Source organism: Phycisphaerales bacterium (assembly GCA_035627955.1).
GTDB lineage: Bacteria > Planctomycetota > Phycisphaerae > Phycisphaerales > UBA1924 > JAEYTB01.
On the sequence record DASPKU010000006.1, the window covers coordinates 110,128 to 135,887 of the forward strand.

At 68.8% G+C, this 25,760-nt stretch carries 33 protein-coding genes; 17 read left to right on the top strand and 16 right to left on the bottom strand.

The window, feature by feature from the left end; translation table 11 throughout:
* Positions 1-115 precede the first annotated feature (115 nt).
* The 5 genes from VD997_04990 to VD997_05010 all read left to right on the top strand — a co-directional run bounded on the left by VD997_04990 (position 116) and on the right by VD997_05010 (position 3,224).
* Positions 116-535: a HEAT repeat domain-containing protein gene (locus VD997_04990; protein HYE61331.1), complete on the top strand. Its 420-nt coding sequence runs from the start codon at positions 116-118 to the stop codon at positions 533-535.
* Positions 532-1,050 carry an ATP-binding protein gene (locus VD997_04995; protein HYE61332.1) on the top strand — a complete coding sequence of 173 codons (519 nt, stop codon included), beginning with the start codon at positions 532-534 and terminating at the stop codon, positions 1,048-1,050. Before VD997_04990 ends, VD997_04995 begins: the two co-directional genes overlap by 4 nt.
* A gap of 52 nt (positions 1,051-1,102) precedes the next feature.
* Positions 1,103-1,450: an STAS domain-containing protein gene (locus tag VD997_05000; protein ID HYE61333.1), complete on the top strand. Its 348-nt coding sequence runs from the start codon at positions 1,103-1,105 to the stop codon at positions 1,448-1,450.
* Positions 1,451-1,533: 83 nt separating this feature from the next.
* Positions 1,534-2,376, top strand: a complete 843-nt coding sequence (locus VD997_05005; protein ID HYE61334.1) for an ABC transporter permease — start codon at positions 1,534-1,536, stop codon at positions 2,374-2,376.
* Between the two features lie 212 nt (positions 2,377-2,588).
* Complete coding sequence (locus tag VD997_05010) at positions 2,589-3,224, top strand: hypothetical protein (GenBank protein ID HYE61335.1); 636 nt, start codon at positions 2,589-2,591, stop codon at positions 3,222-3,224.
* 56 nt (positions 3,225-3,280) lie between these two features.
* Here VD997_05010 and VD997_05015 read toward each other — a convergent pair whose 3' ends face one another.
* The 4 genes from VD997_05015 to VD997_05030 all read right to left on the bottom strand — a co-directional run bounded on the left by VD997_05015 (position 3,281) and on the right by VD997_05030 (position 5,835).
* A complete protein-coding gene (locus VD997_05015; GenBank protein HYE61336.1) occupies positions 3,281-3,634 on the bottom strand; it encodes a DUF1622 domain-containing protein in 354 nt (117 codons plus the stop codon).
* A 25-nt stretch (positions 3,635-3,659) separates the two neighbouring features.
* Positions 3,660-4,772, bottom strand: a complete 1,113-nt coding sequence (locus VD997_05020; GenBank protein ID HYE61337.1) for a hypothetical protein — start codon at positions 4,770-4,772, stop codon at positions 3,660-3,662.
* Between the two features lie 138 nt (positions 4,773-4,910).
* On the bottom strand, positions 4,911-5,078 hold the full coding sequence (locus tag VD997_05025) for a hypothetical protein (protein ID HYE61338.1): 168 nt from the start codon (positions 5,076-5,078) through the stop codon (positions 4,911-4,913).
* A 379-nt stretch (positions 5,079-5,457) separates the two neighbouring features.
* Complete coding sequence (locus tag VD997_05030; GenBank protein HYE61339.1) at positions 5,458-5,835, bottom strand: hypothetical protein; 378 nt, start codon at positions 5,833-5,835, stop codon at positions 5,458-5,460.
* Positions 5,836-6,292: 457 nt separating this feature from the next.
* On the opposite strand from VD997_05030, the gene VD997_05035 reads away from it, so the two are divergent.
* Positions 6,293-7,435: a beta-ketoacyl-ACP synthase 3 gene (locus tag VD997_05035; protein HYE61340.1), complete on the top strand. Its 1,143-nt coding sequence runs from the start codon at positions 6,293-6,295 to the stop codon at positions 7,433-7,435.
* Between the two features lie 221 nt (positions 7,436-7,656).
* On the opposite strand, the gene VD997_05040 is transcribed toward VD997_05035, so the two are convergent.
* The 3 genes from VD997_05040 to VD997_05050 form a co-directional block, all read right to left on the bottom strand.
* Positions 7,657-8,049, bottom strand: a complete 393-nt coding sequence (locus VD997_05040) for a hypothetical protein (GenBank protein ID HYE61341.1) — start codon at positions 8,047-8,049, stop codon at positions 7,657-7,659.
* A gap of 150 nt (positions 8,050-8,199) precedes the next feature.
* Positions 8,200-8,898 (bottom strand): hypothetical protein, encoded by a 699-nt coding sequence (locus VD997_05045; protein HYE61342.1) that lies wholly within the window; start codon positions 8,896-8,898, stop codon positions 8,200-8,202.
* Between the two features lie 57 nt (positions 8,899-8,955).
* Positions 8,956-9,390: a hypothetical protein gene (locus tag VD997_05050; protein HYE61343.1), complete on the bottom strand. Its 435-nt coding sequence runs from the start codon at positions 9,388-9,390 to the stop codon at positions 8,956-8,958.
* Between the two features lie 60 nt (positions 9,391-9,450).
* On the opposite strand from VD997_05050, the gene VD997_05055 reads away from it, so the two are divergent.
* Positions 9,451-10,320: a DUF2806 domain-containing protein gene (locus VD997_05055; protein ID HYE61344.1), complete on the top strand. Its 870-nt coding sequence runs from the start codon at positions 9,451-9,453 to the stop codon at positions 10,318-10,320.
* A 480-nt stretch (positions 10,321-10,800) separates the two neighbouring features.
* Here VD997_05055 and VD997_05060 read toward each other — a convergent pair whose 3' ends face one another.
* Entirely contained in the window at positions 10,801-11,109 is a 309-nt protein-coding gene (locus VD997_05060) for a hypothetical protein (GenBank protein HYE61345.1), read from the bottom strand.
* A 173-nt stretch (positions 11,110-11,282) separates the two neighbouring features.
* Positions 11,283-11,600 carry a hypothetical protein gene (locus VD997_05065; GenBank protein ID HYE61346.1) on the bottom strand — a complete coding sequence of 106 codons (318 nt, stop codon included), beginning with the start codon at positions 11,598-11,600 and terminating at the stop codon, positions 11,283-11,285.
* A gap of 569 nt (positions 11,601-12,169) precedes the next feature.
* Here VD997_05065 and VD997_05070 point away from each other — a divergent pair.
* Positions 12,170-12,490 carry a hypothetical protein gene (locus VD997_05070; protein ID HYE61347.1) on the top strand — a complete coding sequence of 107 codons (321 nt, stop codon included), beginning with the start codon at positions 12,170-12,172 and terminating at the stop codon, positions 12,488-12,490.
* Positions 12,491-12,733: 243 nt separating this feature from the next.
* The gene (locus VD997_05075) at positions 12,734-13,060 is read left to right on the top strand and encodes a hypothetical protein (protein ID HYE61348.1); all 327 of its coding nucleotides are present in this window, start codon (positions 12,734-12,736) and stop codon (positions 13,058-13,060) included.
* A gap of 178 nt (positions 13,061-13,238) precedes the next feature.
* Here VD997_05075 and VD997_05080 read toward each other — a convergent pair whose 3' ends face one another.
* Complete coding sequence (locus tag VD997_05080; protein ID HYE61349.1) at positions 13,239-13,883, bottom strand: GAF domain-containing protein; 645 nt, start codon at positions 13,881-13,883, stop codon at positions 13,239-13,241.
* A gap of 254 nt (positions 13,884-14,137) precedes the next feature.
* On the opposite strand from VD997_05080, the gene VD997_05085 reads away from it, so the two are divergent.
* The 4 genes from VD997_05085 to VD997_05100 all read left to right on the top strand — a co-directional run bounded on the left by VD997_05085 (position 14,138) and on the right by VD997_05100 (position 17,088).
* Positions 14,138-14,560: a response regulator transcription factor gene (locus tag VD997_05085; GenBank protein HYE61350.1), complete on the top strand. Its 423-nt coding sequence runs from the start codon at positions 14,138-14,140 to the stop codon at positions 14,558-14,560.
* Between the two features lie 174 nt (positions 14,561-14,734).
* Positions 14,735-15,475 (top strand): hypothetical protein, encoded by a 741-nt coding sequence (locus VD997_05090; GenBank protein ID HYE61351.1) that lies wholly within the window; start codon positions 14,735-14,737, stop codon positions 15,473-15,475.
* A gap of 278 nt (positions 15,476-15,753) precedes the next feature.
* A complete protein-coding gene (locus VD997_05095; GenBank protein ID HYE61352.1) occupies positions 15,754-16,200 on the top strand; it encodes a hypothetical protein in 447 nt (148 codons plus the stop codon).
* Positions 16,201-16,665: 465 nt separating this feature from the next.
* Positions 16,666-17,088, top strand: coding sequence for a PAS domain-containing protein (locus VD997_05100; GenBank protein ID HYE61353.1), 423 nt, complete (start codon positions 16,666-16,668; stop codon positions 17,086-17,088).
* Between the two features lie 72 nt (positions 17,089-17,160).
* Here VD997_05100 and VD997_05105 read toward each other — a convergent pair whose 3' ends face one another.
* The 5 genes from VD997_05105 to VD997_05125 all read right to left on the bottom strand — a co-directional run bounded on the left by VD997_05105 (position 17,161) and on the right by VD997_05125 (position 22,199).
* Entirely contained in the window at positions 17,161-17,490 is a 330-nt protein-coding gene (locus tag VD997_05105; protein HYE61354.1) for a hypothetical protein, read from the bottom strand.
* A 114-nt stretch (positions 17,491-17,604) separates the two neighbouring features.
* Positions 17,605-18,615 (bottom strand): manganese catalase family protein, encoded by a 1,011-nt coding sequence (locus VD997_05110; protein ID HYE61355.1) that lies wholly within the window; start codon positions 18,613-18,615, stop codon positions 17,605-17,607.
* Between the two features lie 267 nt (positions 18,616-18,882).
* The gene (locus tag VD997_05115) at positions 18,883-19,299 is read right to left on the bottom strand and encodes a hypothetical protein (GenBank protein HYE61356.1); all 417 of its coding nucleotides are present in this window, start codon (positions 19,297-19,299) and stop codon (positions 18,883-18,885) included.
* A gap of 27 nt (positions 19,300-19,326) precedes the next feature.
* The gene (locus VD997_05120; GenBank protein HYE61357.1) at positions 19,327-19,863 is read right to left on the bottom strand and encodes a hypothetical protein; all 537 of its coding nucleotides are present in this window, start codon (positions 19,861-19,863) and stop codon (positions 19,327-19,329) included.
* Between the two features lie 164 nt (positions 19,864-20,027).
* Positions 20,028-22,199: a prolyl oligopeptidase family serine peptidase gene (locus VD997_05125; GenBank protein HYE61358.1), complete on the bottom strand. Its 2,172-nt coding sequence runs from the start codon at positions 22,197-22,199 to the stop codon at positions 20,028-20,030.
* Positions 22,200-22,306: 107 nt separating this feature from the next.
* Here VD997_05125 and VD997_05130 point away from each other — a divergent pair, with 107 nt between their 5' ends.
* Complete coding sequence (locus VD997_05130; protein ID HYE61359.1) at positions 22,307-22,588, top strand: type II toxin-antitoxin system Phd/YefM family antitoxin; 282 nt, start codon at positions 22,307-22,309, stop codon at positions 22,586-22,588.
* The gene (locus tag VD997_05135; GenBank protein ID HYE61360.1) at positions 22,588-22,893 is read left to right on the top strand and encodes a type II toxin-antitoxin system RelE/ParE family toxin; all 306 of its coding nucleotides are present in this window, start codon (positions 22,588-22,590) and stop codon (positions 22,891-22,893) included. Before VD997_05130 ends, VD997_05135 begins: the two co-directional genes overlap by 1 nt.
* Here VD997_05135 and ispH read toward each other — a convergent pair.
* Positions 22,890-23,936: a 4-hydroxy-3-methylbut-2-enyl diphosphate reductase gene (gene ispH, locus VD997_05140; GenBank protein ID HYE61361.1), complete on the bottom strand. Its 1,047-nt coding sequence runs from the start codon at positions 23,934-23,936 to the stop codon at positions 22,890-22,892. The genes VD997_05135 and ispH overlap by 4 nt on opposite strands.
* Before the next feature lie 336 nt (positions 23,937-24,272).
* Here ispH and VD997_05145 point away from each other — a divergent pair, with 336 nt between their 5' ends.
* On the top strand, positions 24,273-24,662 hold the full coding sequence (locus tag VD997_05145; protein ID HYE61362.1) for a hypothetical protein: 390 nt from the start codon (positions 24,273-24,275) through the stop codon (positions 24,660-24,662).
* A gap of 13 nt (positions 24,663-24,675) precedes the next feature.
* Positions 24,676-25,722 carry a prepilin-type N-terminal cleavage/methylation domain-containing protein gene (locus tag VD997_05150; GenBank protein HYE61363.1) on the top strand — a complete coding sequence of 349 codons (1,047 nt, stop codon included), beginning with the start codon at positions 24,676-24,678 and terminating at the stop codon, positions 25,720-25,722.
* Positions 25,723-25,760 lie beyond the last annotated feature (38 nt).

Genomic DNA, 25,760 nt, shown 5'->3' on the forward strand with positions numbered 1-25,760 from the left:
GTCGGAGGCCGCGGTCGAACGCTTGCGTCCCATCACTCTGCCACTTTGCCACTCCGCCACTTTGCCACTACTCGCGCCCTGCACGCCCCCAGCACAATCCATACAATGGCCGCAAGTGAGACGGACCTCGCGACTCATCCCGTGGCCCCTCTGCGCCGGCTTGGCCTTCGCCGGTCTCGTGGGGGTTACCGCCTGCGGGCCAACCATCACCGCCGACTTTGACTCCGCCGAGCCCGCGGCCCGCAACGCCGCGATCGTGGAGGCCGCGTCGAAGAATGACCAGGCCGCGGTGCCCGACCTGGTCCGCATGCTCGACAGCGACGACCCCGCGACCCGCCTGCTCGCCATCAACGCCCTCGAGAAGATCACCGGCGAGCGGCTGGGGTACGAGTACACCGCGCCGGAGCACGAGAGGGCGAAGGCCGCCGACAGGTGGCAGGAATGGGTGCATCAGCATTACGGCAATACCGCGCCCAGACTCTCCTCTACTCCTCAACTCCTCGACTCCTCCACTTCAAAGGAGGCGGCGAGATGACCAGGCAAGCCTCCGCCCGCCCCGACCTCTCCCTCGAGCTCGTCAGCAATCCGATCTACCTCTGCGCTGTCCGCGAGATGATGAACCTCTCTGCCAAGCGCCTGGGCTTCACCGACGCCCACGCCTCGCAGATCGCACTCGCGGTGGACGAGGCGATCGTCAACGTGATGAAGCACGGGTACGACAAGAAGCTCGATGGCCGCATCTGGCTCCGCATGACGCCGCTCGCTGCGAATAGGGGTGGGGGCGACGCGAAGGTCACTGGCGTCGAGATCGTCATCGAGGACGAGGCCAGGCAGGTAGAGCCCGAGTGCATCAAGGGGCGCGACCTCGAGGACATCCGCCCCGGCGGGCTCGGCGTGCACATCATCCGCGAGGTGATGGACGAGGTGTGCTACCAGAAGCGCCCCGGACACGACACCGGCATGCGCCTCACCATGGTCAAGAAACAGAACTCCGACAAGGGCACGGCCACCAACATGCCCCCCAACCCGTGCAAGAGCTGCGACTGCTAGTCCACTTTCCACACGCACACGCGGCCGAGACGAGCCGCCGAAAGAAGTCCCCATGCCCGACCGCGACCCGCTGAACGTCACCGTCTCTGACCGCTCCGGCGTCACCATCCTCTCGCCCGCGGGCGAGATCGGCTACCACGAGGCCCCTGTGCTCCAGCAGGCGATCAAGAGCGCCTACGACAAGAAGCCCCGGAAGCTGGTGATCGACCTCGCGGGAGTGAACTACATGGCAACGCCCGGCCTGGCGACGCTGGTGGAGGGGCTGCAGATCAGCAAGAAAAACCAGACGCCGCTGGTGCTCACGGGGCTGACCGAGCGGGTGCGGGCGGTGTTCGAAATCGCACGGCTGAACACGGTGTTCAAGATCACGAACAACGTTGACGAAGCTGTCACTCTGTAGGCGCCGCGGGTGGAAACTCCCGCTCACTTCGTTCGGGGCTCGTATAGAACGGTTTCTGATCACTTTCGGTTCCGCAGCTACCCGTGCCCGACACGCCACAACCCAATCCCCTCGCCCGCGTCCTGCTCGCTCCGCTTGAGTTCATCGGCGCGACGTTCCTCGCCGCCCTCGACCAGATCGGGGCGGCCTTCTTCCTCCTGCTCGACATGCTCGGCTGGATCGGACGCGCCATCATCCAGCGCCGCACGCGCCTGGGCCGGCGCGCGATCGTCGCCCAGATCGTCCGCGTGGGCGTCAAGAGCGTGTTCATCGTCGCCCTCGTCTCCGGCTGCGTGGGGTTGATCCTCGCCTTCCAGCTCGCCCCGCCGCTTGATCAGTTCGGTCAGAAGGAGCTCGTCGCAAACATCATCGGCGTGGCGGTGCTCCGTGAACTCGGCCCGCTCATCGGCGCGATCGTGCTCACCGGGTTTGCGGGCGCCTCCATCGCCGCCGAGATCGGCACCATGGTCGTCGGTGAAGAGGTCGAGGCCCTCGAGGCCCACGCCCTCAACCCCGTCCGCTTCCTCGTCGTCCCCCGCGTCCTCGCCACCATCATCGCGATGACCGCCCTCGCCGTGATCGCCGACATCGTCGCCATCGCCGCGGCCCTGGGCATCTCCGTCGCCGTGCTCGACATCCCGCACGCGACCTTCATGTCCAACCTGCTCCAGCAGGCCAAGCAGGTCGACTTCTACACCGGCGTGGCCAAGGGCACGATCTTCGGCCTGCTCATCGGCATCATCGCCTGCCTCAACGGCCTCCGCGTCACAGGCGGGGCTGCGGGGGTGGGCAAGGCCACCACCGGCACTGTCGTCCAATGCGTGGTGGCGATCGTCATTGCCGACCTCGCCTTCACGGCGGTGTTCTTCGCGCTCAAGCTGGTGTGACCGCGCCATCAAGTCGAAAGGCAGGGAATCTCTCGCGGAGACGCGGAGGCGCGGAGGAGGAGAAAGCAGAAGGCGTGAGAGATTGGGTTACGGCCCATGCCGTGGCCCTTGGCCAAACGGACTGCTGGTAATCTGCATATTCGGCCGATGCTACAAGGAACCCCTCCATCGGGGATGCGCGATCGCGTCCCCCTCAACCAAAAGGAGACACCATGGACTCCCTCTCGTCTGCCGGTTTCATGACGCTTGCCGCCGCGGGTTCGGATTCGCTCGAGCAGCTGACGTCGCTGTGGCTGCCCATCGTGGCCTCGGCGGCGGGGGTGTGGATCACGTCGGCGGTGGCGTGGATGGCGATCGGCCACCACCAGAAGGACACGATCGGCCTGCCCAATGAGGACGCGCTGCTGGAGCACCTGCGCTCGATCCCGCCGGGGAGCTACAGCTTCCCGCACCCCGGGGACCGCAAGAACTGCAACACGCCGGAGTTCAAGGCCAAGTGGGAGAAGGGGCCGTCGGGCACGCTCAACGTGTGGGGCCCGTTCAGCATGGGCAAGAACATGGTGCTCACGCTGCTGGTGTACCTCGTCATCAGCTTCCTGATCGCGTACGTGGCGACGCTCGCGATCCAGCCCGGGCACACGCGGATGGACGTGTTCCGCATCATCGGGACCATCGGCGTGCTGGCGTACACCTTCTCGCGCCTGCCCAACGACATCTGGTTCAAGACCTCCAACCGCGCGATCGTGACCAACCTGATCGACGGCATCGCGTTCGGCCTGGTCACGGGGGCGATCTTTGCGGCCTTGTGGCCGATGGCCGAGGCTCCGAAGCTGCCCGTGATCGGCTGATTCCCGCTTGAGTCGCTAGAAGCACCAGAGGAGGCCGCGTGTGAGCGCGGCCTCTTTCATTTTGTGGGCGCCATGCCTCCGCCCCGTGCCCACGGCCATCGGCCTTCCAGCTCCACCTCCAGCGAGAAGCTCAGCACGGTTCGGATGAGCACAATGAGTCCGAGCACGAGCACCCCCTCCATGGTCGGGGGCACTGCGACCGTGCGGATGATGTCGGCGGCCACGAGCAGTTCCAGCCCAAGCAGGATGGCCCGCCCGAGATCCTGACGGAGGCGCCGATACCTGGTGACGGCGGGCGGCGGCGGTTGGAGCGCTCGCACGCCCGCGAAGGCCGCGCCCGCGAGGATGACGAGTACCCCGGTTGCGTCCACGCCCAGCCCGACCAGCTCGACACCGTCGCGGAAGGTCATGGCCCAACTGTGCCACAGAACCGGCCTATCGGTTGCCCCGCCCGCCGGCGAAGGCCACACTGCTGCGGTGCATGTTGATGGGCAGCAGGTCGGTGTCGTCCTTCAGCCGCAGCACGAACTCGGTGAGCAGGTCGGCCGTGGCCTCCAGGTCCGACAGGCTCATGACCTCGACGGGCGTGTGCATGTTGCGGATGGGGATGCCGATGGACGCCGCGGCGGCGCCCCCGTCGCCCACCTGCAGCGGCTTGGCGTCGTTGCTCTCTACGTCGGCGTTGGGCTCGCGCTGGAAGGGGAGGTCGCGGGCGCGGGCGGCCCCCACCAGCAGGTCGGCGACAACGACGTTGGTATTGGGCCCCATCGAGATGCTCGGGCCCTTGCCAAGTGCGAGCTTGGGCGTGGTGCGCTTGCTGGGCATGCCGGGGTCGTCGATCGCGAGCGTGGTGTCTACCGAGATCGCGATGACTGGGCTGATGCGGTTGGCCGCGCTCTCGGCCCCGCGCGAGCCGATCTCCTCCTGCACGGTGCTGACGCAGTAGAGGGCGATGTCCAGCTCTTCCTGGGCGCAGCGGCGGGCGACCTCGAGGATGGTCCAGAGGCCGGCGCCGTTGTCGAGCCCGGGTGCGGCGACGCGCCCGTTGCGGAGGTCCTGCACGCGGGCCTCGAACGTCACGTAGTCGCCGATCCGGACGAGTTCCTCGGCGTCCTCGCGGCTGGTGGCGCCGATGTCGATCCACGCGTCGGCGATGCTGGGGGTCTTCTCGCGCTCACTGCTGCCCTGGTTGTGCGTGGCGACCTTGCCGAAGATGCCCGGGACCTCGCCGCGCTCGCCGTGGATGACCACACGCGTGCCGGGCACGGCCTGCTCATCGGCCCCGCCCAAGGGGTCGACGCGGATGAAGCCGTCGTCGCCAATGTCCATCACGAGGAACCCGATGGTGTCGCAGTGGGCCGCGAGCATGACCTTGCGCGGGGCCCGTGGGTTGAGCAGGATGCCGAGGTTGCCGTGCAGGTCGGGCTCGATGGCGTCGGCGAACTCGGAGGCGTACTCGCGGATCATGCGCTGGAGCTGCTGCTCGTCGCCGGTGGGGGAGGGGCAGGCGATAATCCGTTCCAGCAGTTCGCGCCCGGCCTCGTCCATGGTCCGTACCTCCTGATGCCTTGAACAAAGAACGGAAAGGGCCACAACGAAAACACGCCGCGGGCTGCGGGCCCACGGCGTGCTGGTGCAGAACCAACTCACGCCCCGTGGGGGCGGTGTGTCAGCGCGTCGCGTGTGTCAGCGCTTGCTGTCCTGCTTGTTCTCCTGCCTGTTGTCCTGGCGGTTTTCCTGCCGGTTCTCGTTGCGGTTCTCTTCGCGCCGCTCGTTCTGCTGCTCGTTCTGACGCTCGTCCTTGCGGTTTTCCTCGCGACGCTCATCCCGGCGGTTCTCTTCATTGCGTTCCATGGCAGACTCCATTCTGAGAGGACCTCGTGTGAGGTCCGGGGTTTCCTGATGATCCGGTCCACGCGTCCGGTACTGACTAGATCATGGCCCCCCTCCCGAAGCTCAAGCCCAATTGCACGCGAGGCACGCCTCACCATCAGACCGGCTCACCCGTTCGCCGGCTCGCCAACACACAGGGCGGCCGCTCGCGGCGCGGGGGAGCACGGGCCCGCCGCGCCGCGAGGGATCGGGGCCGCCGCAAAGGATCTCGATCGCCGCTCCCGGCGGTGGAGCGCTTTCGCCTTCGCCCCGGGAGAGGGGCCGGGCCGTCGTCACACAGGATCGGGTGCAGGCGGGACGAGCGGCGGTCCGGCCCCTCCTCCACAGGGCCTTGGTGCCGTTACGTCCTCTGCTGCTGCGACTGGTTCTGCTGCTGGCGTTGCCGCCCCGCGAACTGGCCGTACTCGTCGCGCCCCTGCATGGAAGCCGAGCGCGTGCCGCCCTTGCTGCGGTCCTCGCGGGTCAGCACGTGATAGGGCTTGCGCTGCCGCCCGCCGTGCCCGTCGCCGCCGTGCCCGTCGCCGCCGTGCCCGGCGCCGGCGTGACCGTCCCCGCGACCGTCCTGCCCGCCGGCGTCACGCCCCGGCGCACTCCCCGTGGCGCCGTCGGCCTGCGTGCCCGCGGAACTTTGCACGCCCACCCGCACCTGGGCCTCGGTGCCCCCGACCTCCAGCCCGGCGCGCCCCAGGCGGCCTTGCTCGTTGTGCTCGAACATCATGATTGGCCTCCTTGCTCCCATGCAGTCGGGCCTCGCACCTGGCTCAGGCCCCTCTTGCGTGAGCACAGAGACGCTATCGGCGGCGCGCTGCCAACCAGTGAGCCACCCTTGAATCCCTGCGGCCCTCATGTGCGGCGGCGGTGAGCAGGGGCTGAAAAACGTCGCAGGGCTAAGAGTTACTAGCGCCCGCTTATCCCGGGGCTCAGGCCGTTCAGCGTCGATTCACGCGCCCGTGAGGTCCCTGGTGTCTGGTCCCGTTCTCGTCGGGCGGCGGGTTCAACCCCAACGAACCCCTCTGTTACCGCCCGCGATTCTCTTCGTGACCCGCGGCCGTCACCTCCCCGGCGGCCGCGGTCTTTTTTGGACTTGGCCGTGCCCGCTGCAAACGCCGTCGCCCCGGGGTAAGGCAGGGGCGGTGCGGGCTCGGACCCCGCCTGCTACAGTGCGCTCCGAACCGATGACCGCCGCCCGCACGATCGCCCCGCCCACGCTCAGCCCGCCCGCCGCGGCCGGGAGCGGCGGCGTGCAGCCCGGCCCGCCCCGGGCCATCACCCCCGCCATCCTGGGTGTGGGCCACTACCTGCCGCCCGCCACCATCATGAACGGCGACTTCGCGGCCATGGGGCTGGACACCACCGACGAGTGGATCTTCCCACGCACCGGCATCCGCTCACGCCACGTGGCCGCCCCCGAGCAGGCCACCAGCGACCTGGCCATCATCGCCGCCCGCCGGGCCCTGGACGCCGCGGGGCTCTCCCCCTGCGACATCGACCTGGTGCTGCTGGCGACCGCGACCCCCGACGCCCCCGTGCCCCCCGCCTCCGCCCTCATCATCCGCGGCCTGGCCGCTGAGCCCGGGGGCTGCACCGCCGCCGGCATGGACCTCTCCGCCGCCTGCGCCGGCTTCATCTTCGCCGCCCACACCGGGGCCGCGTTCGTGCGCTCGGGGCTGCACCAGCGGGTGCTGGTGATCGGCGCGGAGACGCTCACCCGCATCACCGACTACGCCGACCGCGGCACCGCCATCCTGTTCGGCGACGGCGCCGGGGCGGTGGTGATGGGCGACGTGAGCTCCGCCCGCCCACACGCCGCCAGCAACGCGCCGCACACCGCCCCCCACGCCCCCCACCAGCCGCTCGAACTCCTCTACTCCCGCGTGGGCACCACCCCCGCCGACGCCGAGCTGATCCGCATGGAGGCGGGCGGCAGCCGCCTGCCCGCGTGCGCCGAGACGGTGGCCAAGCGCCAGCACTACCTGCGCCTGGAGGGCCGCGAGGTCTTCCGCCGCGCCGTCTCCGCCATGACCGCCGCCGCCCGCACCGCCCTGCACGACCTCGCGCTCAGCGTGAACGACGTGCGCTGGATCATCGCCCACCAGGCCAACGCCCGCATCGTGCAGGCGGTGGGCGAGCACCTCAAGGCCCCCGCCGCGGCCCTGGTTGACGACATCGAGGGCGTGGGCAACACCTCCGCCGCCAGCCTCCCCATCGCCCTGGACCGCCTCCGCGCCCGCCACCCGATCGCCCCCGGCGAACGCGTCATGCTGCTCACCTTCGGCGCCGGCACCAACTGGGGCTGCCAGGTCTACCAGCAGCGCTGAGGGCGAAGGCACTTCACCACAGAGCCACAGAGGCACGGAGGGCGCACCGAGCAAGGCGCTGGGATGGAAGGGCAGGATGAGCACGCCGCCCTGTGGTGATTGAACCTGAACAGCCAACACAAAAGGCCCGGGTCACGCGACCCGGGCCTTGCTCATTCCAAGCCTGCCTTCGTCTTCTCTGTGCTTTCTCCGTGCCTCAGTGCCTCTGTGGTGAAGACTTCTTACACCAGCGGCGCCCTGAACCACTTCCCGCCCGGGGACACGAAGCCCCCGGCGTGGTTGCGAACCTGCGGGTCCTGGTAGGGCACCTCGACGAAGTTCACGCTGGGGGCGAACAGCCCGTCGTACTCCTGGTAGAAGGTGGTGTTGTCCACCACGGTGGTGGAGGCGGGGTACACCTTGGAGCCGTCGATGCAGTCCACCAGCGGCCACACCGGCTCGCGGATCACGCACGGCTGGGCCAGCGTCACCGTCAGCCGCGTGATCCCGTCGATCTTCTCGAGCTCCACGCTGTAGTCGGTCACCGGCCGCGGGTCGGGCAGGCCGCTCTCGAGCGGGTTGCTGCGCCGGGCCGCGCTCCCGCGGCGGTGCACCTGCTGCTGTGGCTGTGCCATGTGCTCGCTCCTTCAAGCGGAAGGCGGGAACGCGAAGCACGCGAAGCGGGAGCGAAGGGGCGAAGATCGGAACGGGGCCGGTTCGGCGTCCGCCCACTCCCACCTTCGCGCCTTCGTGCCCCCCCTTCGCGCCCTTCGTGTTGAAAAGGCTTACGCCGCGATGCGGATGGACACGGGCGGGGACCACGGCCCCAGCTCGCCCTTGCCGTTGGTCCAGCGGCCGAAATAGGTCACCATCTTGCCCGAGTCCGCCTGCGAGAAGGTGTTCTGGAAGCGGGTCTTGGTGAGGAAGGCGTTGAAGTCGGCGTCGGTGGGCGCGGTGGCGGACTCCTCGGCGACAATGCTGAACAGCAGCAGCCCGGCCGTGCCCGCGGGCTTGGCCTTCTTGTCGGGCGTGAACTGGTCGGCGGCGCTCAGCTTGAGCGTGCCCAGGTTGAAGCTGTCGATCGTGAGCAGCGGGTAGGAGGTCGGCGCCGGGATCGGCGTGGGCGGGTCGGGGATGCGCAGGCCCAGGCCCACCTTGAGGGCGTCGGAGACGGCGCGGTTGGCGCGGATCTGGGCGGCGTAGCCGCGGATCACGCTCTTGCAGTTGGCGCGGGCGTTGTTCTTGGCCACGACCGTGCCGTGGTTGCGGGTCGGCGCGAGGTTGGCGAGGTACGCCACATGCCAGTCGTCAACGGCGTCCGCGATTGCCGCGCCATCAGCGGCAACGAGCCCGTAGGAGGTGGGCGACGCCACGATGAGGGTCTTGAACTGGATGGCGAACGGATCGAAGTCGGCGTCACGCGAGGGGATGTAATCGGTGGCCATGGTGAGGTGCTCCACGCATTCGTGGGCGGCATTGCCCACGGCACCCTCTCCATCGGCGGCGGCTGTGGCTGTCCTAAGTACCTTCTAAAAAACCGCTTACGCACCCCGCGACGGGCCGTCCCACGCCGCGCAGACGGTGCAGACCCACGGCCGCCGCCGCCCGGCCGCCGCATCGGTCACCGGCGCGCCCGCATGGTCCACCCGCGCCGCCCCACGCTCAAGCCGCGCCGCCTCACGCTCCACCCGCGCCGCCTCACGCTCCACCCGCGCCGCGTCAAGCGAGAGCCGCGCCGCCGCACGCTGGACCTGCGCCGCGTCACGCTGGACCTGCGCCGCCGCACGCTTGAGCCGCCCCGCGTCCCGCTGCCGCCGCGCCCAGCGCCGGCCCAGCCGCGCCGCGCACCAGTGCAGCCGCGCCGCCGCGCACGCAAGCCGCGCCGCTCCACCGAGCCCCCGCCCGCCCGCAGCGCCCAGCCGCACGCGACGCGCGGCGCCCCGCCGCCCGCGAACCCCCGCAACGCTCCACGTCACGCCCGCACTGGCGGCCTGAGCCCCGCCAGTGGCACCCGGCCCCATATCATCGAACCCGAAATGAACATCAACCTTGGAAACGTCGGGAACATCACTCAACCGCTCAGCAAGCTGGTTGAGGCAATTCGCAGCGGGACGGGCATGGTCTATCAGCCGCTCCACAAGGTCCTGATGGCGAAAGCCGATGCCAAGGCCCTCGACATCGCGGACGAAGCAGCTCACGCGCGACAGCAACGTGCAATCGAGCGGCTGGGCCATCAGGAGCTCCGACGGCAGGAGCGAATTGATGCCGTGGTGAACGAGGCGCGTCGGATGCTCCCTGAATCTGTGTCCGCAACTCCTGTTGACCCCGATTGGATCACCCGGTTCTTCAGTGATTGCCAGGACGTGTCGGATACTGACCTGCAGGCACTCTGGGGTAGGATACTCGCTGCGGAAGTTTCAGCGCCTGGCACATGCAGTCGCCGCGCACTAACCGTTCTCAGGGATCTGTCATCGGCAGAGGCAGCCCTCTTTCGTGACTTCTTGGCGTATTGCTGGTCCTATGACGGCTGGCTTTACTCGATCATCGGCGGAAGCAAGAGTCTTCACGACTATGGATTTAAGTACGGAGACCAACTGACTCTCGAAAACCACGGCCTCATCTCCATCGGCGACTGCCACTGGGAGTGGAACCACGGCGACAGGATTGATTACATGAGCCGTCAGCATTACCTCCTTAGGCGAGGGAGTGGAAAGGTTGGAGGAATACCAGTCATCCCCCTCACTCGCGCTGGCAACGAGATCGCCCGTGTCGTTACCCCGGAACCCCGCGAGGACTACTACTTGGATTGCCTCTCGACTTTCCAGTACCACCGTGCAATCGCCGTGTCGCCATGGCCGCGCCATAGCGCTACAAGCTGGAAATGGGCTGTCCCGGAAGAATCCTAGTGGCGGTTGGCACCACCTTCAGCCGTGGCGGGTGGCGCCGGCAGCTGTGGCAGGTGGCACCACGTTCGGCGTGCCACCACCAGTCGGCTCTGCGAATGGTGGTGTCTTCGCGGCGACCGGCGTCAGACCATCACCTTTCGCAGAGCCGAAAGGTGATGGCACGAAGGTCATGCCACCTGCCGCCCGGCGGGCCGTGTCAATCTCCCCCCGATTTCGACGCGGCCGCCGTGCGGGCCCGGCGCATGCGCTGGGCCCGCGCTGTTTGGTGCTGCTCTAGCGGGTGAAAAGACCTTGAGTGCGCCCAACCGCGGTGGGTAGGCTGCGGGTGCATTCCCCACATGGCGAGAGGGGGCGGCCCTCCCTCGGGCCGGCCGTCTCGGACCTGACGGGCCGCGCCGGTCAATCCCACCGGCGCGGCCCGATTGATGCACGGATGTGCTTGGAGAGGGGCCGGGCCCGGAGGAGGCCCGGCCCCCGACCTCACGTGCAGTCGTCGACCTTCTCGCGGATGACGCGGAGGACCTCGGGGATCTTGGACTCCGCGCGGAAGATGAAGCTGACCAGCGCCTCGTGGTTAGGGCCGCGGCGGCCGGGGTCGGAGATGAAGAGGTGGGCGTAGTCGGGCAGCTCGGGGGAGTCGAGGGTGATGTAGATGGAAACGTCCGCCTGGCCCTTGCAGCGGACGGACCAGCGGTAGACGGTGCCGGTCTCAAGGACGGTGCGCGTGGGCTCGCCCAGCTCTTTGCGGAGCCGGGCGAGCACGATCTCGCGGAAGGGGAGCGTTGCCATTGAAGCCGGGGCCGGTGCGTCAGCAACAGCCGGCCCCGGCCGACTTATGCCCCGCAAGCATGGCGCCGCGGCGCGAGCGGGGGGTGAGGGGTGCGGGAACGCACCGCTCACCGGACGCGGGGGGCAGGCGGGTGGCACCATCCGCCCGTGGGCGGGTGGCACTGTCGTCACCCCTACGCCAGCCGCTCCAGCGCGCACAGCGCCCCCACGCGCTCCTGGGCGCTCATCTCGGTCCAGAGCTCCTCGGCGGACATGCGGCGTGCGAGGTCGGCGAGGGTGGCGTCCTCCAGGCCGCGGGCGCGGCCCATGGCCCGCACCCGCGCGGGGTCCAGGCCGCACAGCACCCACGCCGTGCCCATCATCTCGAAGAGGCGGTGAGGGGGCAGGGGCGGCTGGGCGCAGCGGTCGGCGATGGCGGCGGTGAGGACCTCCAGGGGGCGGAGGGGAGGGAAGTGGAGGGGCTGGGTGGGCGGATTATGGCGGGGGGGCATGCGGGTTCCCGGGGTGTGGGCGAGGTCCCGCACGGGTGACGTCGCTAGGTTGCCCAGCTTAACGCCACCGGCTCGGGTGTCGAGGGCTTTGCGGGTTCACCGTGTAGGAAAAACGCCCGTGAGCACGGGTGTGGGCGGTGAGCGGCTGGAAGCCACAGCGTTGTGCGGGTGGAGCGGGCCCTTGCGCTGACTCCTGTTCAAGCGCGGCCCGCCTCCGCCCGATAGCACCAGTGCAACACTGTCGCGGCCGGTCTCGCCTCGTGGGTGGTCCGGCCGTTTCCGTCCTGATCTTCATGGCCGGGCGCGCGAGCGTCTCGGGGCCGCGTGCGGAACCCCCCTCCGCCGCGGCCTTTTTCGTGGGTGACCGTGCCGCGGATTTGCTGAAGCACTTTTCATCCTGTATTTACTCGACGCTCGCCCGCACCGCCGAAGCGTGCCGGTAGCTTCTCGGTGGCGGGCGGCCCGGTGAAAGCAGCGGCCGCGTGAGGATCGGGCCTTCCCCGGCGTTTAGTTGACGCCGGGGGCGGCGCTCACGGGCGGAGGGCTCTGTGGACGGCATGGACAGGGACATGGACGCGCAGGGATTCGCGCACACGCAGAGCAGCGGGGCCGCTGAGCGGGGCCGCTCTGCGCCCCCGCCCGCCGACGACTTCTTTGTGCCCCTCACGCCCGGGCTCATCGTCTCGTCGCTCAGCCCGGCCCGGGCCTTGGAGGTGGGGCTGCTCTATGAGGAAGCGATCGGGCGCGAGCACGCGGACAACGCCGCCCGCTGCCGGGCCCTGCTGCGCGTGCTCAACGACCAGGAGCTCCGCCGCATCGCCAAGGTGGTGGGCATGCCTACCGAGGGGCAGTTCCTGAGCTTGTACCACCGGCTCGCGCTGGTATGCTGAGCGAGCTTCGTCTTCTCTCGGGCCACGTCGCTCCACCAGCGGCGTGGCCCTTTGTCGTTGTGATCCAGCGTGGGCCCCTTCTCCCAGCGGGCATGAAAACACATCTCATGTTCCTTTCACTCCACTTGGTGCAGCGGGGCCGATACGGTGAAGCGGTACCCAGCAGAAGGACCACCGCGAGCGCGGCAGGGGGGCGTGTCGCCCGGCCCTGACCCCCGCTGACACTCCGCATCGGATCCGTTCATGAGCGCCGAGCCACCGCCGCCGACCCCCGCGCCCGCACCTGCGCCCCCCCCCGCACCCGCAGCGGAGGCCGCGGGGGAGCGCGTCCCGCGGATCACGCCGGGGCTGATCCTCCACCTCCTGCCCCACGCCCGGGCTGCCACGATCGCCAACCTGCTGCGCAGCAGCGTCACCGGTTTGGCCGAGCACAGGGACCAGGGCACCGCCGCCGCGGCCATGCTCAGCCTCCTCAGCATCGCCGAGCTGCAGCGGCTGGCCCGCGAGGTGGGGGTGAGCGACGCGGGCGGGTTCAACGAACTGCACGAGCGCCTCGCGGCGATGTGCTGATCGCCGCCGTAGGAGAGGGCGGGTGGCACCACCTTCAACCGTGGCGGGTGGCACCACCTTCAACCGTGCCACCACCATCCGGCTCTGCGGATGGTGGTGTCTTCGCGGCGACCGTCGTCAGACCATCACCTTTCGCAGAGGCGAACGGTGATGGCACGAGGGTAATGCCACCCGCCGTCTAAACAGCGCGGGCGGCTGTGGGGCCGCTCTCCAGGAACTGGTGGGCGGCGGCCGTGAAGGCGGCAAGGCTCTCGATGATCCGGAGGTCCTCGCGGTCGAACTGCTTGCCGAGGTCGTGGGCAAGGGCCCAGACCGTTCCAACGAGGCGCGGGCGCTCGCTGCCGCGCGGTCGGGCGCCGAAGGGGACGAGCAGGACCTCGGCGATGGGCGGCTGCATCTCGGGGGGGATGGCGTAGTGCCGCTCCGGCCGGGCCATGAGGATCGGCCCGCCCCGCTGGAGGACGGTGCCGCAGGGGCTGGCGTGGCGCGGCAGGGTGCCGCCCTCGTACTTCGCCCACGCGCCGGCGGTGGCCCGCCAGCGGAACACGGCGCAGGGGCCGTCGGGGCCGGCGGCGGGGTCTTCTGGCGCGGGCTCGGCGATGCTGATCCCGGCGGAGTGAGCGTGGGTGAGCTCCATGACGCGGCCGACGAGCAGGCCCAGCACGCTGGCGGGGTCGGAGGCAAGGCAGCCCATCAGCGCGACCAGGGCCGCGTTCTCCGCCTTGTAGTCCGGCCCGCGGTACGGCCGCGCCGCCAGCGCCCCGGTGATGACCACCGCCTCCAGAGGCTCGCGCACGATGCTCGGCTGTACGTCGGTCGACACCCGCTCCACCTTTCACCCCAGGAGGGGATGGTAGACGGTGGCGGTGGGGACGCGCGGTGAATGTCCTGCTCGCGCGCTCCGTCCCACGTCTCCACCGCCGTGCGGTGGTGGGCTTGGTCCCGGCGAGCGCCGCCGTGGAGCGGTGGTGAGGCCTCCGGGCGTCGCGCGACGGGCGCGCCGGCGGCCGGAACCCCGCGAGCGGCACCGCTCAGTCTTTACCTGCTCCACCCGCCGCCCGGCTTAGAATGTGGGTGATGGTCACCCACGCCACGCCCAAGGTCATGCTCGTTGACGACAACGAGCTCCTGCGCGCCACGCTCGGGAGGTGGGCGGCTTCCTCGCACTGCCTCCAGGTGGTGGGGTCCTTCGCGGACGGGCAGGGCGTCCACGAGGCCGCGCGTGCGGCACGGCCGGACGTGGTCCTGCTCGATTACCACATCCCCGGCACCGACACCCTGGCCCTGACGCGCGAGCTCACCGCGGCGGGGCTGCGGGTGGTGCTGCTGAGCGGCTACACGGACAAGGACGTGATCTCGGCCTGCATCGACGCGGGTGCGGTGGGTTTCCTCTCCAAGCAGCTCTCCCCCTCGGAGATCGCCCGTCACGTCGCCGACGCCATCAGTGGGAACTTTGCGCTGTGCGAGACCAGCCTTGCGGCTCTTAGCAGGCGCGCGTAACGGCTCGCCGGCAGGCGTGGATGGATGAGCGGGCTCCCGGGAGGCCGGCGTTCCCCCGTGTCGCAGTTCCGAGATTCCCCTTGCATGAGCCCGGCGGCCCGCTACCGTGAGGGCTCACCGGCCCGGGGGGTGTGTGGCGGGCCCGCGTCGGCGCGGTGGCAAGGAGTGTTGTTTATGGTGTGCAAGTGCGTGATCGGGGTGGCGGCGCGGGCCTCTGCGGTGGTGGGCGTGGTGGTGGGCGTGGGGTTGGTGGGGATGGGGACGGCGTCGGCCGACATTGTGAACGCAGGGGGGCAGTTTGACCGCACCATCTCGGTGCGCGACCCCGTGGGGCAGTCCTTCACCGCGGTGGACGCCGACATCGGGGCCATCTCCCTTGCCTTCAGCGACATCAACCCGAGCTTCCCTAACGACCCGGTCACTATCGCGGTGTACGCGGGGGCCGGGGTGACGGGGGCGCTGCTGGACCAGCGGACGGTCACGCTGCCCGCGGTGCTGCCGGGGACGCTGGCGACCCCCGAGTTCATCGACATCGACTTCACCGGGCTGACACTCACACCCGGGCAGGTGTACAGCATCGCCGTGACCACCGGGAGCAGCCCCAAGGTGGCGCTTGTCTACGGGCCCAACGCGTACGCGGGCGGGGTGTACTTCGATTCCGCCGGGGTGGACGCCACGCTGGACGTCAACTTCCGCGTGCTGGCGGCGCCGGGGCCCACCTGCGGCAACGCCGACTACAACGGCGACGGGGACATCGGCACCGACCAGGACATCGAGGCCTTCTTCGCGTGCCTGGGCGGGACCTGCTGCGACACCTGCTGGGAGGGAGGCAGCGACTTCAACGGCGACGGCGACTTCGGCACCGACCAGGACATCGAGAGCTTCTTCCGTGTGCTGGGCGGGGGGCCGTGCTGACGGCCACCGGCGGGTCGGGGACGAGCGCCGGGTGGCATCACCTTCAACCGTGCCACCACCATTCGGCTCTGCGGATGGTGGTGTCTTCGCGGCGACCGTCGTCAAACCATCACCTTTCGCAGAGCCGAAAGGTGACGGCACGACGGTAATGCCACCTGCCGGCGGGGCGTTGTGCGCTGGGTTGGCCCGGCTCTGCCGGGGGCGGTGGATACCCGGGCGCGGGGGAGGCTTCACGGCGCCCTCAGCCGCTCTTCCTCCGCCCGCGCGGACGATGCCGCATGCCCGATTGGATCAGGGACCACTGGGTGCTCATCACGTGGCTGTCGAGCGCCTCTCTGCTGCTGTTCGTGCTCTCGCTGGTGCTGGTGCCGCTGTACCTGGTGCGCATGCCCGCGGATGCGCTGGCGGCGGGGCGGCGGCCCTCGCGCTGGCTCCTGGCCCGGCCGCGGTGGCAGCGGGTCGCCCTGCGGGTCCTCAAGAACGCGCTCGCCGTGCTGCTGATCGTGGGCGGCGTCGCCATGCTGGCCCTGCCCGGCCAGGGGCTGCTCACGCTGCTGCTGGGCGTGCTGCTGCTGGACTTCCCAGGGAGGGCCCGCGTGCAGCAGTGGCTGATCACCCGCCCGCGCGTGATCCGCCCCATCAACTGGCTGCGCCGCAAGGCCCGCAAGGAGCCGCTGGTGCTCTTCCCGCCCCCGCCCTACCCGCCGCAGCAGCGGGCGGCCTGACGCTTGCAGTGAACGAAAACACGCCGCGGGGGACGATTGGTGGTTGGCTCCGAGCCCGCAGCGTGCGGTTGTGGGCCGGCTGCTTGAAGGCCGACCCGGTCGAGCGGCGTGAGGGGCATTTGGGGGGTCATTCTCCACAAAGTGCCGGGCCGCGGTTGACATGAGGGGCCGGGGGGGCCACACTGCTTTCATAGGGCCTCCCCGTGGGAGGCGCCTGTCCCCGAGCTCCGACCCGCCGCCGTCCACCTCCGGACACTCGCCTGCGGCGCACCACCGGAGTTCCTGTGCAGGCCTGGGGGCGATCTTCGCCCCGCCGGGTCCTTCCCAGCGAGTTCTGTTCAAGGTCGGTCCGCCATGAAACCCGCAGAGCAGCGCCCCGCCACGGGGCCCCCGGTGTCATTGTCCCTTTCGCCTTACGCGCCGCCACCGGTGCCCATCCCTGTAGAGCCGGCCGGGAGTGAGGCGGTGTTCCGTGACCTGACCTCGCGCCTGGAGCTGGCGAGCGCTGAGCTTCGGCGGGAGCGGGCCCGCTTCCGGGTGTTCTTCGACGCCCTGCCGCTGGCGTGCGTGGTGACCGACGGGTTCTCGCTGGTCCGCTCGGTGAACCGGGCGGCGGAGGTGGTCACCGGGCCGCTGCCGCGCCTGGTTGGGCGGCCGCTGCTGACGCTGCTGCCCGAGGAGGACCTGCCCCTGGGGCGCACGCGGGTGGTGCGGGCGCGCCTGGGCGAGCCCGCGGCGTGGGAAGGCCGGGTGGTTGGCGCGGGCGGCGAGCTGGTGCGCGTGCGCATGACGGTCACGCCGCTGGGTGAGGGACCCGAGCCGAAGGACGGGGCCGCGCCCCCCGAGTACGCGGAGCTGCTGTGGACGCTGCGGCCGCTTGAGGGGTGACGCGCGGGCCAAGGCGGTGCGCCCGGTGCGGCCCTGCCGGGCTTGATCACCCGGGGAGCTCACCCGTCTTGCTTACCCCTCGATGCGCGCCCTGATATACGCCAGCACGTTGGGGAACTCGCTCTCGTTGCGCACGGTGAAGCCCTTGATGGGCTCGTCGGCCCCCTTGGCGGGGTCGGAGATCATGATGTGGGCGATGTCGGGCAGCTCGGGCGCGTCGATGGTGATGTACACGTTGACGTCGTGCGTGCCCTTCCTGGGCAGCTTCCAGCGGTAGATGGTGCCGTTGTCGACGGGGATCTCGGTGGGCGGGCCCAGGGCCTGCGTGAAGTAGTCCAGCCCCTTTTCGCGGAACGAGCGCGGCGGCGGGCCACCGCCGGGTGAGTCCTTGTGCTGAGCCATGCTCCACCGTACCCCGCACCCGGGGTGTCGGCATGAGCGCGGTGTGGAGGGGGCAGGTTGTGGGGGGCGGACCCGGAGAAGTCGCTGCGGCTGTAAGCGCGACGGCGGGCGTGTTCAGCCGGGCCGGTGCTTGGCCTTCGCATCCGCGCGGCGCGGGGCGCCGCCCGGGGGCTCGGCGTCGGCACGCTTGGCGCGGTCGCGGGCGATGCCGGCGACGTCGCTGCCGAACATGCGCTTGGCGTAGTGCGTCAGCATGTCGGGGTCGAGCTGCTCGTTGTCGGGCCCGGTGGGCGCGGTGAGCTGCGGCTCGGCGTCGAGATCGGGCGGGGGCGCGCCCTCGGGCGGCCCGTCCCGCACCTCGAGGGGCTGGCCGTCCTCGGGGTGGTCTCCGGTCCACACCTCGGTGATGCGCTTGTAGTCGTCGGGGCTGAAGCGGTATAGGATGCGGTGCAGGCCCTGGGCCTCGTGACGCGCGGCCTCGGGGAAGCGCTTGTTGGAGATGTCGGGGATCGGCAGCAGCTTGCCCACGGGCACGCCGCTGAGCTTCTCGAGTGCCTTGGCGTAGGCGACGATGTGCACGCCGCCGCGGACGAGCAGGAAGCCGACCATGGCGCGGGCGGTGGGGTCGCTCACCATCTCGTAGACGCGGATCTTGTTGGCGCGGGCGCCGCACTCCAGGAAGAAGTTGTGCAGCAGGTCGAGCTTGAGGTTGCCGCTGGAGAACACGTTGTCGCCGGACCAGAAGTTGCCCTGCGAATCGCCGCACACCGCCTGCTGGCCTGTGGCGATGTAGTGGTAGCTGTTGCGGGCGTTCTCGGCGCCGGCAAGGGGCGCGGCGACGGGGTCGGGGTTGCGGTCGGTCGCACCGGTGAGCAGCAGGTTGATGGTGTAGGTGACCAGCTCGACGTGCCCGAACTCCTCCGCGGCGATGTTGGCGATGAGGTCATAGAAGGGCCGCACCTGCGAGCGGCCCCGCAGGTTGAAGGACTGCATGGTGTAGTTCATCAGCGTGGACATTTCGCCGAACTTGCCGCCCATGAGCTCCTGCACCGCCGCCGCGCCGTTGGGCGAGGGGCCGTTGGGGATGGGGAGCTCGGTCATCAGCCGGTCGACGCGGAGGATCATGCGGGCGCTCCTGGGTGGATGGCGGGAGGGGGTGGAACGCAAGCATCGCACGCCCGCGCGAAGGTAGGGTGAGTGTGCTGTGATGCTCTTGCCGCGCGGGGCAGCCCGCTGTGTGCTTCGTGCGGGTGGGCACGGAAGTGAGCTGGAGTGGGCTGATTGGAGCCGCTTTGATGGGAGTCGACCCGGGCTGCGATGCTCCCGCGGGTGCGCATGTGAGCCACCGAGATGAGGACATCTCGGTGGCACGGTGATTGGTGAGTACAGCCGTCAGGTGGGTGAGGCGAGCTCTTCCAACACGCGCTCATCTTTCATCCGCGGGAGCTGCGAGCGCGTCGACTGGCTCACCCCGTCGCTTTGCGTCATCAGGCCCGCGGCCAGTGAGTAGAGGCCCACGCCGATCACGGCGTTGCGTGCGGCCCTGGGTTCATCCCGGAGGAAGGTGTAACCGGCGAGCAGCAAGGCGGCGCCGGTGAGCAGGTCGACCTTGAGGTGCTGGTTCACCGGGATTCTGGGCATGACCCCGAGCCCATGATCCGTCATGAGGTTGGTGGCGACGCTGACAACGCCCACCGCCCCCAGCACGCCCGCGCTCTTCTTTGGCAGTGCGGCCGCCGCGGGGATGGAGAGGGCCGCGACGGCGTAGTCGGCGATGGCGTGGGCGGTGGGGGAGATGGGCTTGTTCATGGTGCGTCCCTGCGTGAGTGTGCGTGCTCAGTCCGTGTCCATGTCCGTTGTGTCCATGGGCTCGCGCTGGTTGGTGACGTCGGCCTGGCCGCCGCGACCCATCGGGGTGGAGGGCTTGTCGTTCATTTCGCGCCCCGGCGTCCTGGACTTCTTGTCCATCCTGGAGCCGCCGGTGACGCCGCCGACATCGTCATCGCCCATGCCGATCTCGCCGCCGGCGTCGTCGGATGACGCGGCCCCGCCGATGTTGGTGTCGGACGACGTGGGGGCGTCGCCGCCGGCATCACGCCCGATGGCCCCGCCGCTGCCGCCGCCCGTGCCCGCGAGCGAGCCGATGCCGCTGCCGGTGTCGGCGTCCTGCATGTGGGCGAGGGTGTCGCCGTCCATGCTGGACTGGCCGGCGTTGTGCTTGCCCTTATTGAGATCCTTGTCGAGGTCCTCGGTCATCCCGCCGCCGCCACCGCCCGCGCTGCCGGAGCTGGCGCCGCCCGCGCCGCGCCCGCCGCCCTGGTCGCCCACGCCCTCGAACGTGCCCTTCTGACCCTTGCTGCCCTTGCGTGCCATGTGAGCCTCCTTGCTTGGTGTAGGAGATCATCGCGGGGGCGCGTGGGGCGTGGGCAAGGGGCGGGCGAAGATCGGCTCACCGGGTGACGGGCACACGGGCAACGAAAAAAGGGGAGCCGGTGGGCTCCCCTTTGGTAGTGCTTGAGGTTTGCTGAGGTGGAGGCTTACTTCTTGTCGGGCAGCATGCCCATCTGCCACATCACGAAGATGCGCTCGTCAGCGACGTCGCGGACGCGCAGGTTCAGCGGCTTGCCCTGGCCGTGCCCGGCCTCGCGGTCAACCCAGAGGAGCACGGGCTGCTTCTCCTGATCGCTCGCGGTGGCGGCCTGCACCGCCGCGGCCATCTTGCGGGCGTGCAGCGGGTGGACGCGGCTGTCGTTCTCGCCCGCGGTGAAGAGCACCGCGGGGTACTTCGTGCCCTTCTTGATGTGGTGGTAGGGCGAGTAGGCGCTCAGCCACTTGAACTGCTCGGGGTCCTTGGCGGTGCCGTACTCGGGCACCCAGTACTTGGCCATGAGGAAGTCGTCGTAGCGGAGCATGTCCAGCAGCGGGACGTGGCAGAGGACGACCGAGCAGAGCTCGGGGTTCTGGGTGAGGAAGGCGCCGGTGAGCAGGCCGCCGTTGCTGCCGCCGCGGACCGCGAGCTTCTCGGGCTTCGTGTAGCCGCGGGAGATGAGGTGCTTGGCGGCGTGGGCGAAGTCGTCGAAGGTATTCTGCTTCTGGTCGAGCATGCCGCCGCGGTGCCAGGACTCGCCGTACTCGTTGCCGCCGCGGAGGTTGGCCACGGCATAGACGCCGCCCGCGTCGAACCACTGGAAGAGGTTGGCGCTGAAGGTGGGGGTCATGCTCTGGGTGAAGCCGCCGTAGCCGTAGAGGATGGTGGGGTTGTTGCCGTCGAGGTTCAGGCCCTTCTTGTGGATGATGAACATGCTGACCTGGGTGCCGTCCTTGCTGGAGTAGAACTCCTGCTTGACCTCCACGGTGGTGGGGTCGACGGGCACCGCGGGCTGCTCCCACAGCACAGGCTCGGCGTTGGGCTTGGCAAGGTCGACGTGGAAGATGGTGGAGGGGTAGTTGAAGCTGGTGAAGGAGAGGAACGCGTCGGTGCGGTCGCTATCGGTCGAAAGGCCGGCGGAGCCGATGCCAGGGAGCTTGAGCGTGCCGCGGGCCTTGCCGGCGTAGTCGAAGAGCTCGATCGTGCTGCTGGCCTTGGTCATGAAGTTGACCGCGAGGATGCCCTTGGCGATCGAGCAGCCCTGGATCACAGCGTCCTTGCGCTGGGGGATGATCTCGCGCCAGTTCTTCTGGTCGGGGTTCTTGAGGTCCACGGCCACCACGCGCCCGTTGGGGGCGTCGAGCGTGGTGAGCATGTACATCGTGTCGTTGACGATGCCGCCGCCGGACTGGGCCTCCTTGCCGACAACGACCTCGCGCTTGTTGAGCTTGCCGGTGCGCATGAACTCGTCAGCGCGGGCAACCCACAGGTCGTTGTTGCGGGTGCCGGTGGCGTAGGAGAGGCTCAGCCACTTCCCGTCCTTGGAGATGCCGCCGTAGGGGCCGTAGGTGGTGGCGAGCTTCTGGTTCTCTTCGACCGTGAGCTGCCGCATGAGGAGCTGGTCGGAGGCGAGGTATGCGGCCCCCTTCTCGAGACGGGCCAAACGCACCTGGCCGGAATAAGGGTTCTTGACGTCGGCGAGGTTGCGGTAGACGAAGCCCGAGCCGTCGGGCAGCCAGTCGCAGCCGGAGACTTTGCCCGTGATCTCGAGGGACCACTTGTTGCCCGAGTCGACCTCGATGACGCGGAGCACGGAGTTCTCATCACCCGAGCGGTAGGTGCCGTAGGCGACGAGCTTGCCGTCGTGGCTGGGCTCGGCCCAGGAGATGGTGGTGAGGCCGGTGGGGTCGATGTCCTTGGGGTTGAGCAGCAGCTTGGGCGTGCCGGTGATGCCCTCGCGCACGAAGAAGGATGGCTGGTTCTCGTTGCCCTCGCGCTTGAAGTAGAAGTAGCGGTTGCCCTTCATGTCGGGGGCGGACACGCTGCCGACCTCCATGAGCGGCGTGAGCTTGGCGATCAGCTCGGCCCGCCCGGGCAGGTTGTCGAGGACCGAGCGCGTGTAGGCGTTCTGCTCGTCGGTCCACTTCGCGACCTCGTCAGTGATGCGGCCCATCTTGGCGGGGTCGCTGTTGTCACCCTCGAGCCAGCGGTAGTCATCGGTGAAGGTCTGGCCGTGGATGGTCTCGGTGACCGGGTCCTTGCGGGTCTCGGGCGGACCGGCGAAGACCGCGGCGGTGAGCGTGAGGACGAAGGCGGGTGCCAGAACGGCGCATGGGCGCATAGTGATCTCCGTTGGGGGCGTGATTCCCAGTTTAGACGATGCGGGTTATCGGGGGTTCCGTCGGTGTATACTGAATGCGGATCGAATTCGATCCGATAGGGAGGCGTATGCACCTGTCAAGGGACACCTACTCGTTGACGGACTTCAAGCAGAACGCCCAGGAGCACCTGCAGCGGCTCCGCGAGACTGGAAGGCCCGAGGTTCTCACGGTCAATGGGCGTGCGGAGGCGGTGGTGATGTCCCCCGAGCTGTACGACCAGCTCGTGCAGCTCGCGTTCGGTGATGTGCGGGCGAAGATCGAGGTTGGGCTGAGGCAGGCCCGCGAGGGCAAGCTCATTGATGGTGACGAGGCGCTTCGTGCGCGGCAGGCGCGTCGGAACTTGAAGTGATGAGCCGCTATCAGGTCACGCCAGCGGCTGACGCCGATCTCGAGGAGATCTGGCAGCGGATCTCGTCGGAGGCGGGGCCTATGACGGCCGACTCTGTCGAGCAGGAGCTGCACGTGGCCATGGTGCGTGTCGGCGAGTTCCCTCACATGGGCAGACTCCGTGAGGACCTTGCCGATGAGCCGCTGCGGGTGGTTGTCGTTCACCGCTTCCTGATCATTTACCGCGCGGAGAACACGCCGGTAGAGATCGTTCGCGTGCTTCACGGCGCTCGCGACGTAGAGGCTGTGCTACGAGGCATGTCTTAGTTGTTTCGCGGGGCGGAGACTGTCAGCGGTACCGCCCCGTAGCGGTCCTGCGTGATTACCGGCGCACTCACCCTGAACGACTTCGCCGTGGGGTCGATGCCGCGCTCCACCATGACCTTGCGCAGGGCGCCGGGCGGGGCGAAGTCGACGTCTTCGTCGACGATCTCGCGCTGCTCGATCGTGCCGCCAAAGCGTGCCAGCAGCGTGCGGCAGACAGTCTCGACGAGGTCCTCGGGGGCGGAGGCGCCGGCGGTGATCAGCACTGTTTCGTTGCCGGTGGGGAACCAGGCGAAGTCCACCTCGGAGATGTCGTCCACGCGCTTGGCGGGGGTGCCGACGTTGGCCGAGATCTCGGTCAGCCGCACCGAGTTCGACGAGTTGCGGGATCCGATCACCAGCACCAGGTCGCACTCGGGGGCGATCTGCCGCACGGCGTGCTGCCGGTTGGTGGTGGCGTAGCAGATGTCGCTGCTGGGCGGCTCCTTGATGAGCGGGAAGGCTCGCTTGAGGGCGTCGATCACAACGGCCGCGTCGTCGGTGGAGAGCGTGGTCTGGGTCAGGTAGACGAGCTTCGCGGGGTCACGGATGACGAGCGAGGGGATATCGGCGGGGGACTCCACCACCTGCGTTGCGTCGGGCGCTTCGCCGAAGGTGCCCGCGACTTCCTGGTGGTCCTTGTGGCCGACGAGGAGAATCTGGTACCCCTGCCGCGCATACCGCACGGCCTCGGCGTGCACCTTGGTGACCAGCGGGCAGGTGGCGTCGATGCTGAAGAGCTTGCGGCGGCGGGCCTGCTCGCGGATGGCGGGGGAGACGCCGTGGGCGGAGAAGACGACGATGGCCCCCTCGGGGACGAGTTCGAGGTCATCGACGAACTGGACGCCGCGGTCGACGAAGCGGCCGACGACGTGCTTGTTGTGGACGATCTCGTGGTAGACGAAGACCTGCTCGCCGGGGAAGAGGTCGAGCACCTGGTCGACGACATCGATCGCCATGCGGACGCCGGCGCAGAAGCCGCGGGGGTTGGGGAGGATGATCTTCATAACTGCCGGGGCGGTGGGCGGTTGCGGGGCGGCTCCCCCGAGGCGGTGTGTGGCGGGCGTGGCCCGGGGGAGTGCGGGCGCGGAGGACGTACGTGCGGCGGGCGTTCACGGATCATACGCGGCGTGTTCGGAACCCCCGACCGGGCGGCGTTTGCGTCGGATGCGAACACGCGGGCGGGTTGCAGGGCCGATTCTGCGCGTTCAGGTTTGGTGAAGGGCTGTCGGTAAGTTGAGGCAGGGACTCGGCCCCGATAAGCTGGAGGGCCCGGATTTTTTCAAGGTGTACCGGGGCGGGCGCGCCGGTTCCGGCGGGCCGCGGAATCCACCGGAGTCTCAATGGGCACCGTCAAACCGTGGCAGATCGTTGTGATGGTGCTGGCCGTGGTCGCGGTGATCGGGTCGGTGGTGTACTCGTGCTCGGGCGAGAGCACTGCACCACCCGAGCAGGCAAGAGAAGTGACGCTCGTTGACATCCGCACGGGCGACCTGTTCATCGCCGACTACCCGGAGCGCCGCCCAGTGATGTTCCCCGCGAAGAACCCGGACGACCAGCAGATGACTCTTTACCCCGTCAATGAGAAGGACGGGAAGTGGATGCTGAACATGCGGTACATGAGCCAGATCCGGAAGGAGAAGGGGCTCAAGGCCGACCTGTTGTCCGACCAGCAGTCCGGCACCGTCAACGTGACTAACCCGACTCCCCGTCGCGCGAACGTCTTCGAATAAGCAGGAGCAAGCCATGCAGGCCCAACACACGACGATCCGGCGAGCTTTTACGCTCATCGAACTGCTGGTCGTCATTGCCATCATCGCCCTGCTGATCTCCATCCTGCTTCCCGCCCTGAGCAAGGCCCGGGAAGCCGGGCGGAACATCGTCTGCGCGTCCACGGTGCGGCAGTTGGCGCTCGCACAGTCGACCTACATGAACGATTGGAAGGAGTACTACGCGGCCCGCTACACCTCGGGAGCGGAAGCCGACGCGACGGGCGGAAGTGCGATTGTCGGCAGTACGAGCTCAACGACTCCCACGACGAACTTCGACTGGATCAGCCCGACCATGGGTGAATCGGCAAACCTGCCGACGAACCGCGCCCAGCGGACCATCCACATCTTCAATCAGTGGCGCTGCCCGTCCGCGACGTCGTTCAATCAGACGCTGTACGGCTCCGCGTCTGACACAGCTGACTTCACTGCAGCCTTCGCGGTCGCAGGCGCTCGCCAGGTGAGCTACCTGCAGCCCGCCGGCTTCGCGCTTTGGAGCGCAAACGCACCAGCATCGGTCGCACTCTACCGCCGGCCCAACGGAACAACCTTCGATCGACACTCTCTGTCCGATTCTGCACAGTTCTCAAACCCCGTCACGATTCCGCGCGAGTTCGTCCCGAACATCTCAAAAATCGGCATCCAGGCGTCAAACAAGGCGATCGTGGCGGACGGCACCCGCTACTGGGACACTGACCGTCTCGACTTCGACATCAACCCTGCTCCCGGTCGCTACAGCTCGTTCACTGATACTCCTTCGTTCATCGAGTCGACCGCGTACGGGCGTTCGAGCCCCCGTGCGCCGCAGCAGCAGAACCTCAAGCTCTCGTTCCGCCACCAGGGCAACTTCAACGTCGGCTTTTTCGACGGCAGCGTCCGCGCCATCACGAAGGAGACCGCGTGGCGCCGCGTGGACTATTGGTATCCGGGCGGCAGTATCTTCAATGGGATCGACGCTCCGGCCGAGTCTCGTCGCACGGCGTCGAACCCGGACGGGTTCCCCGTCAACCAGCCGCTCCCGTAACCCCTCCCCACAACCCGCCGCATCCCCTACGCTTTCCG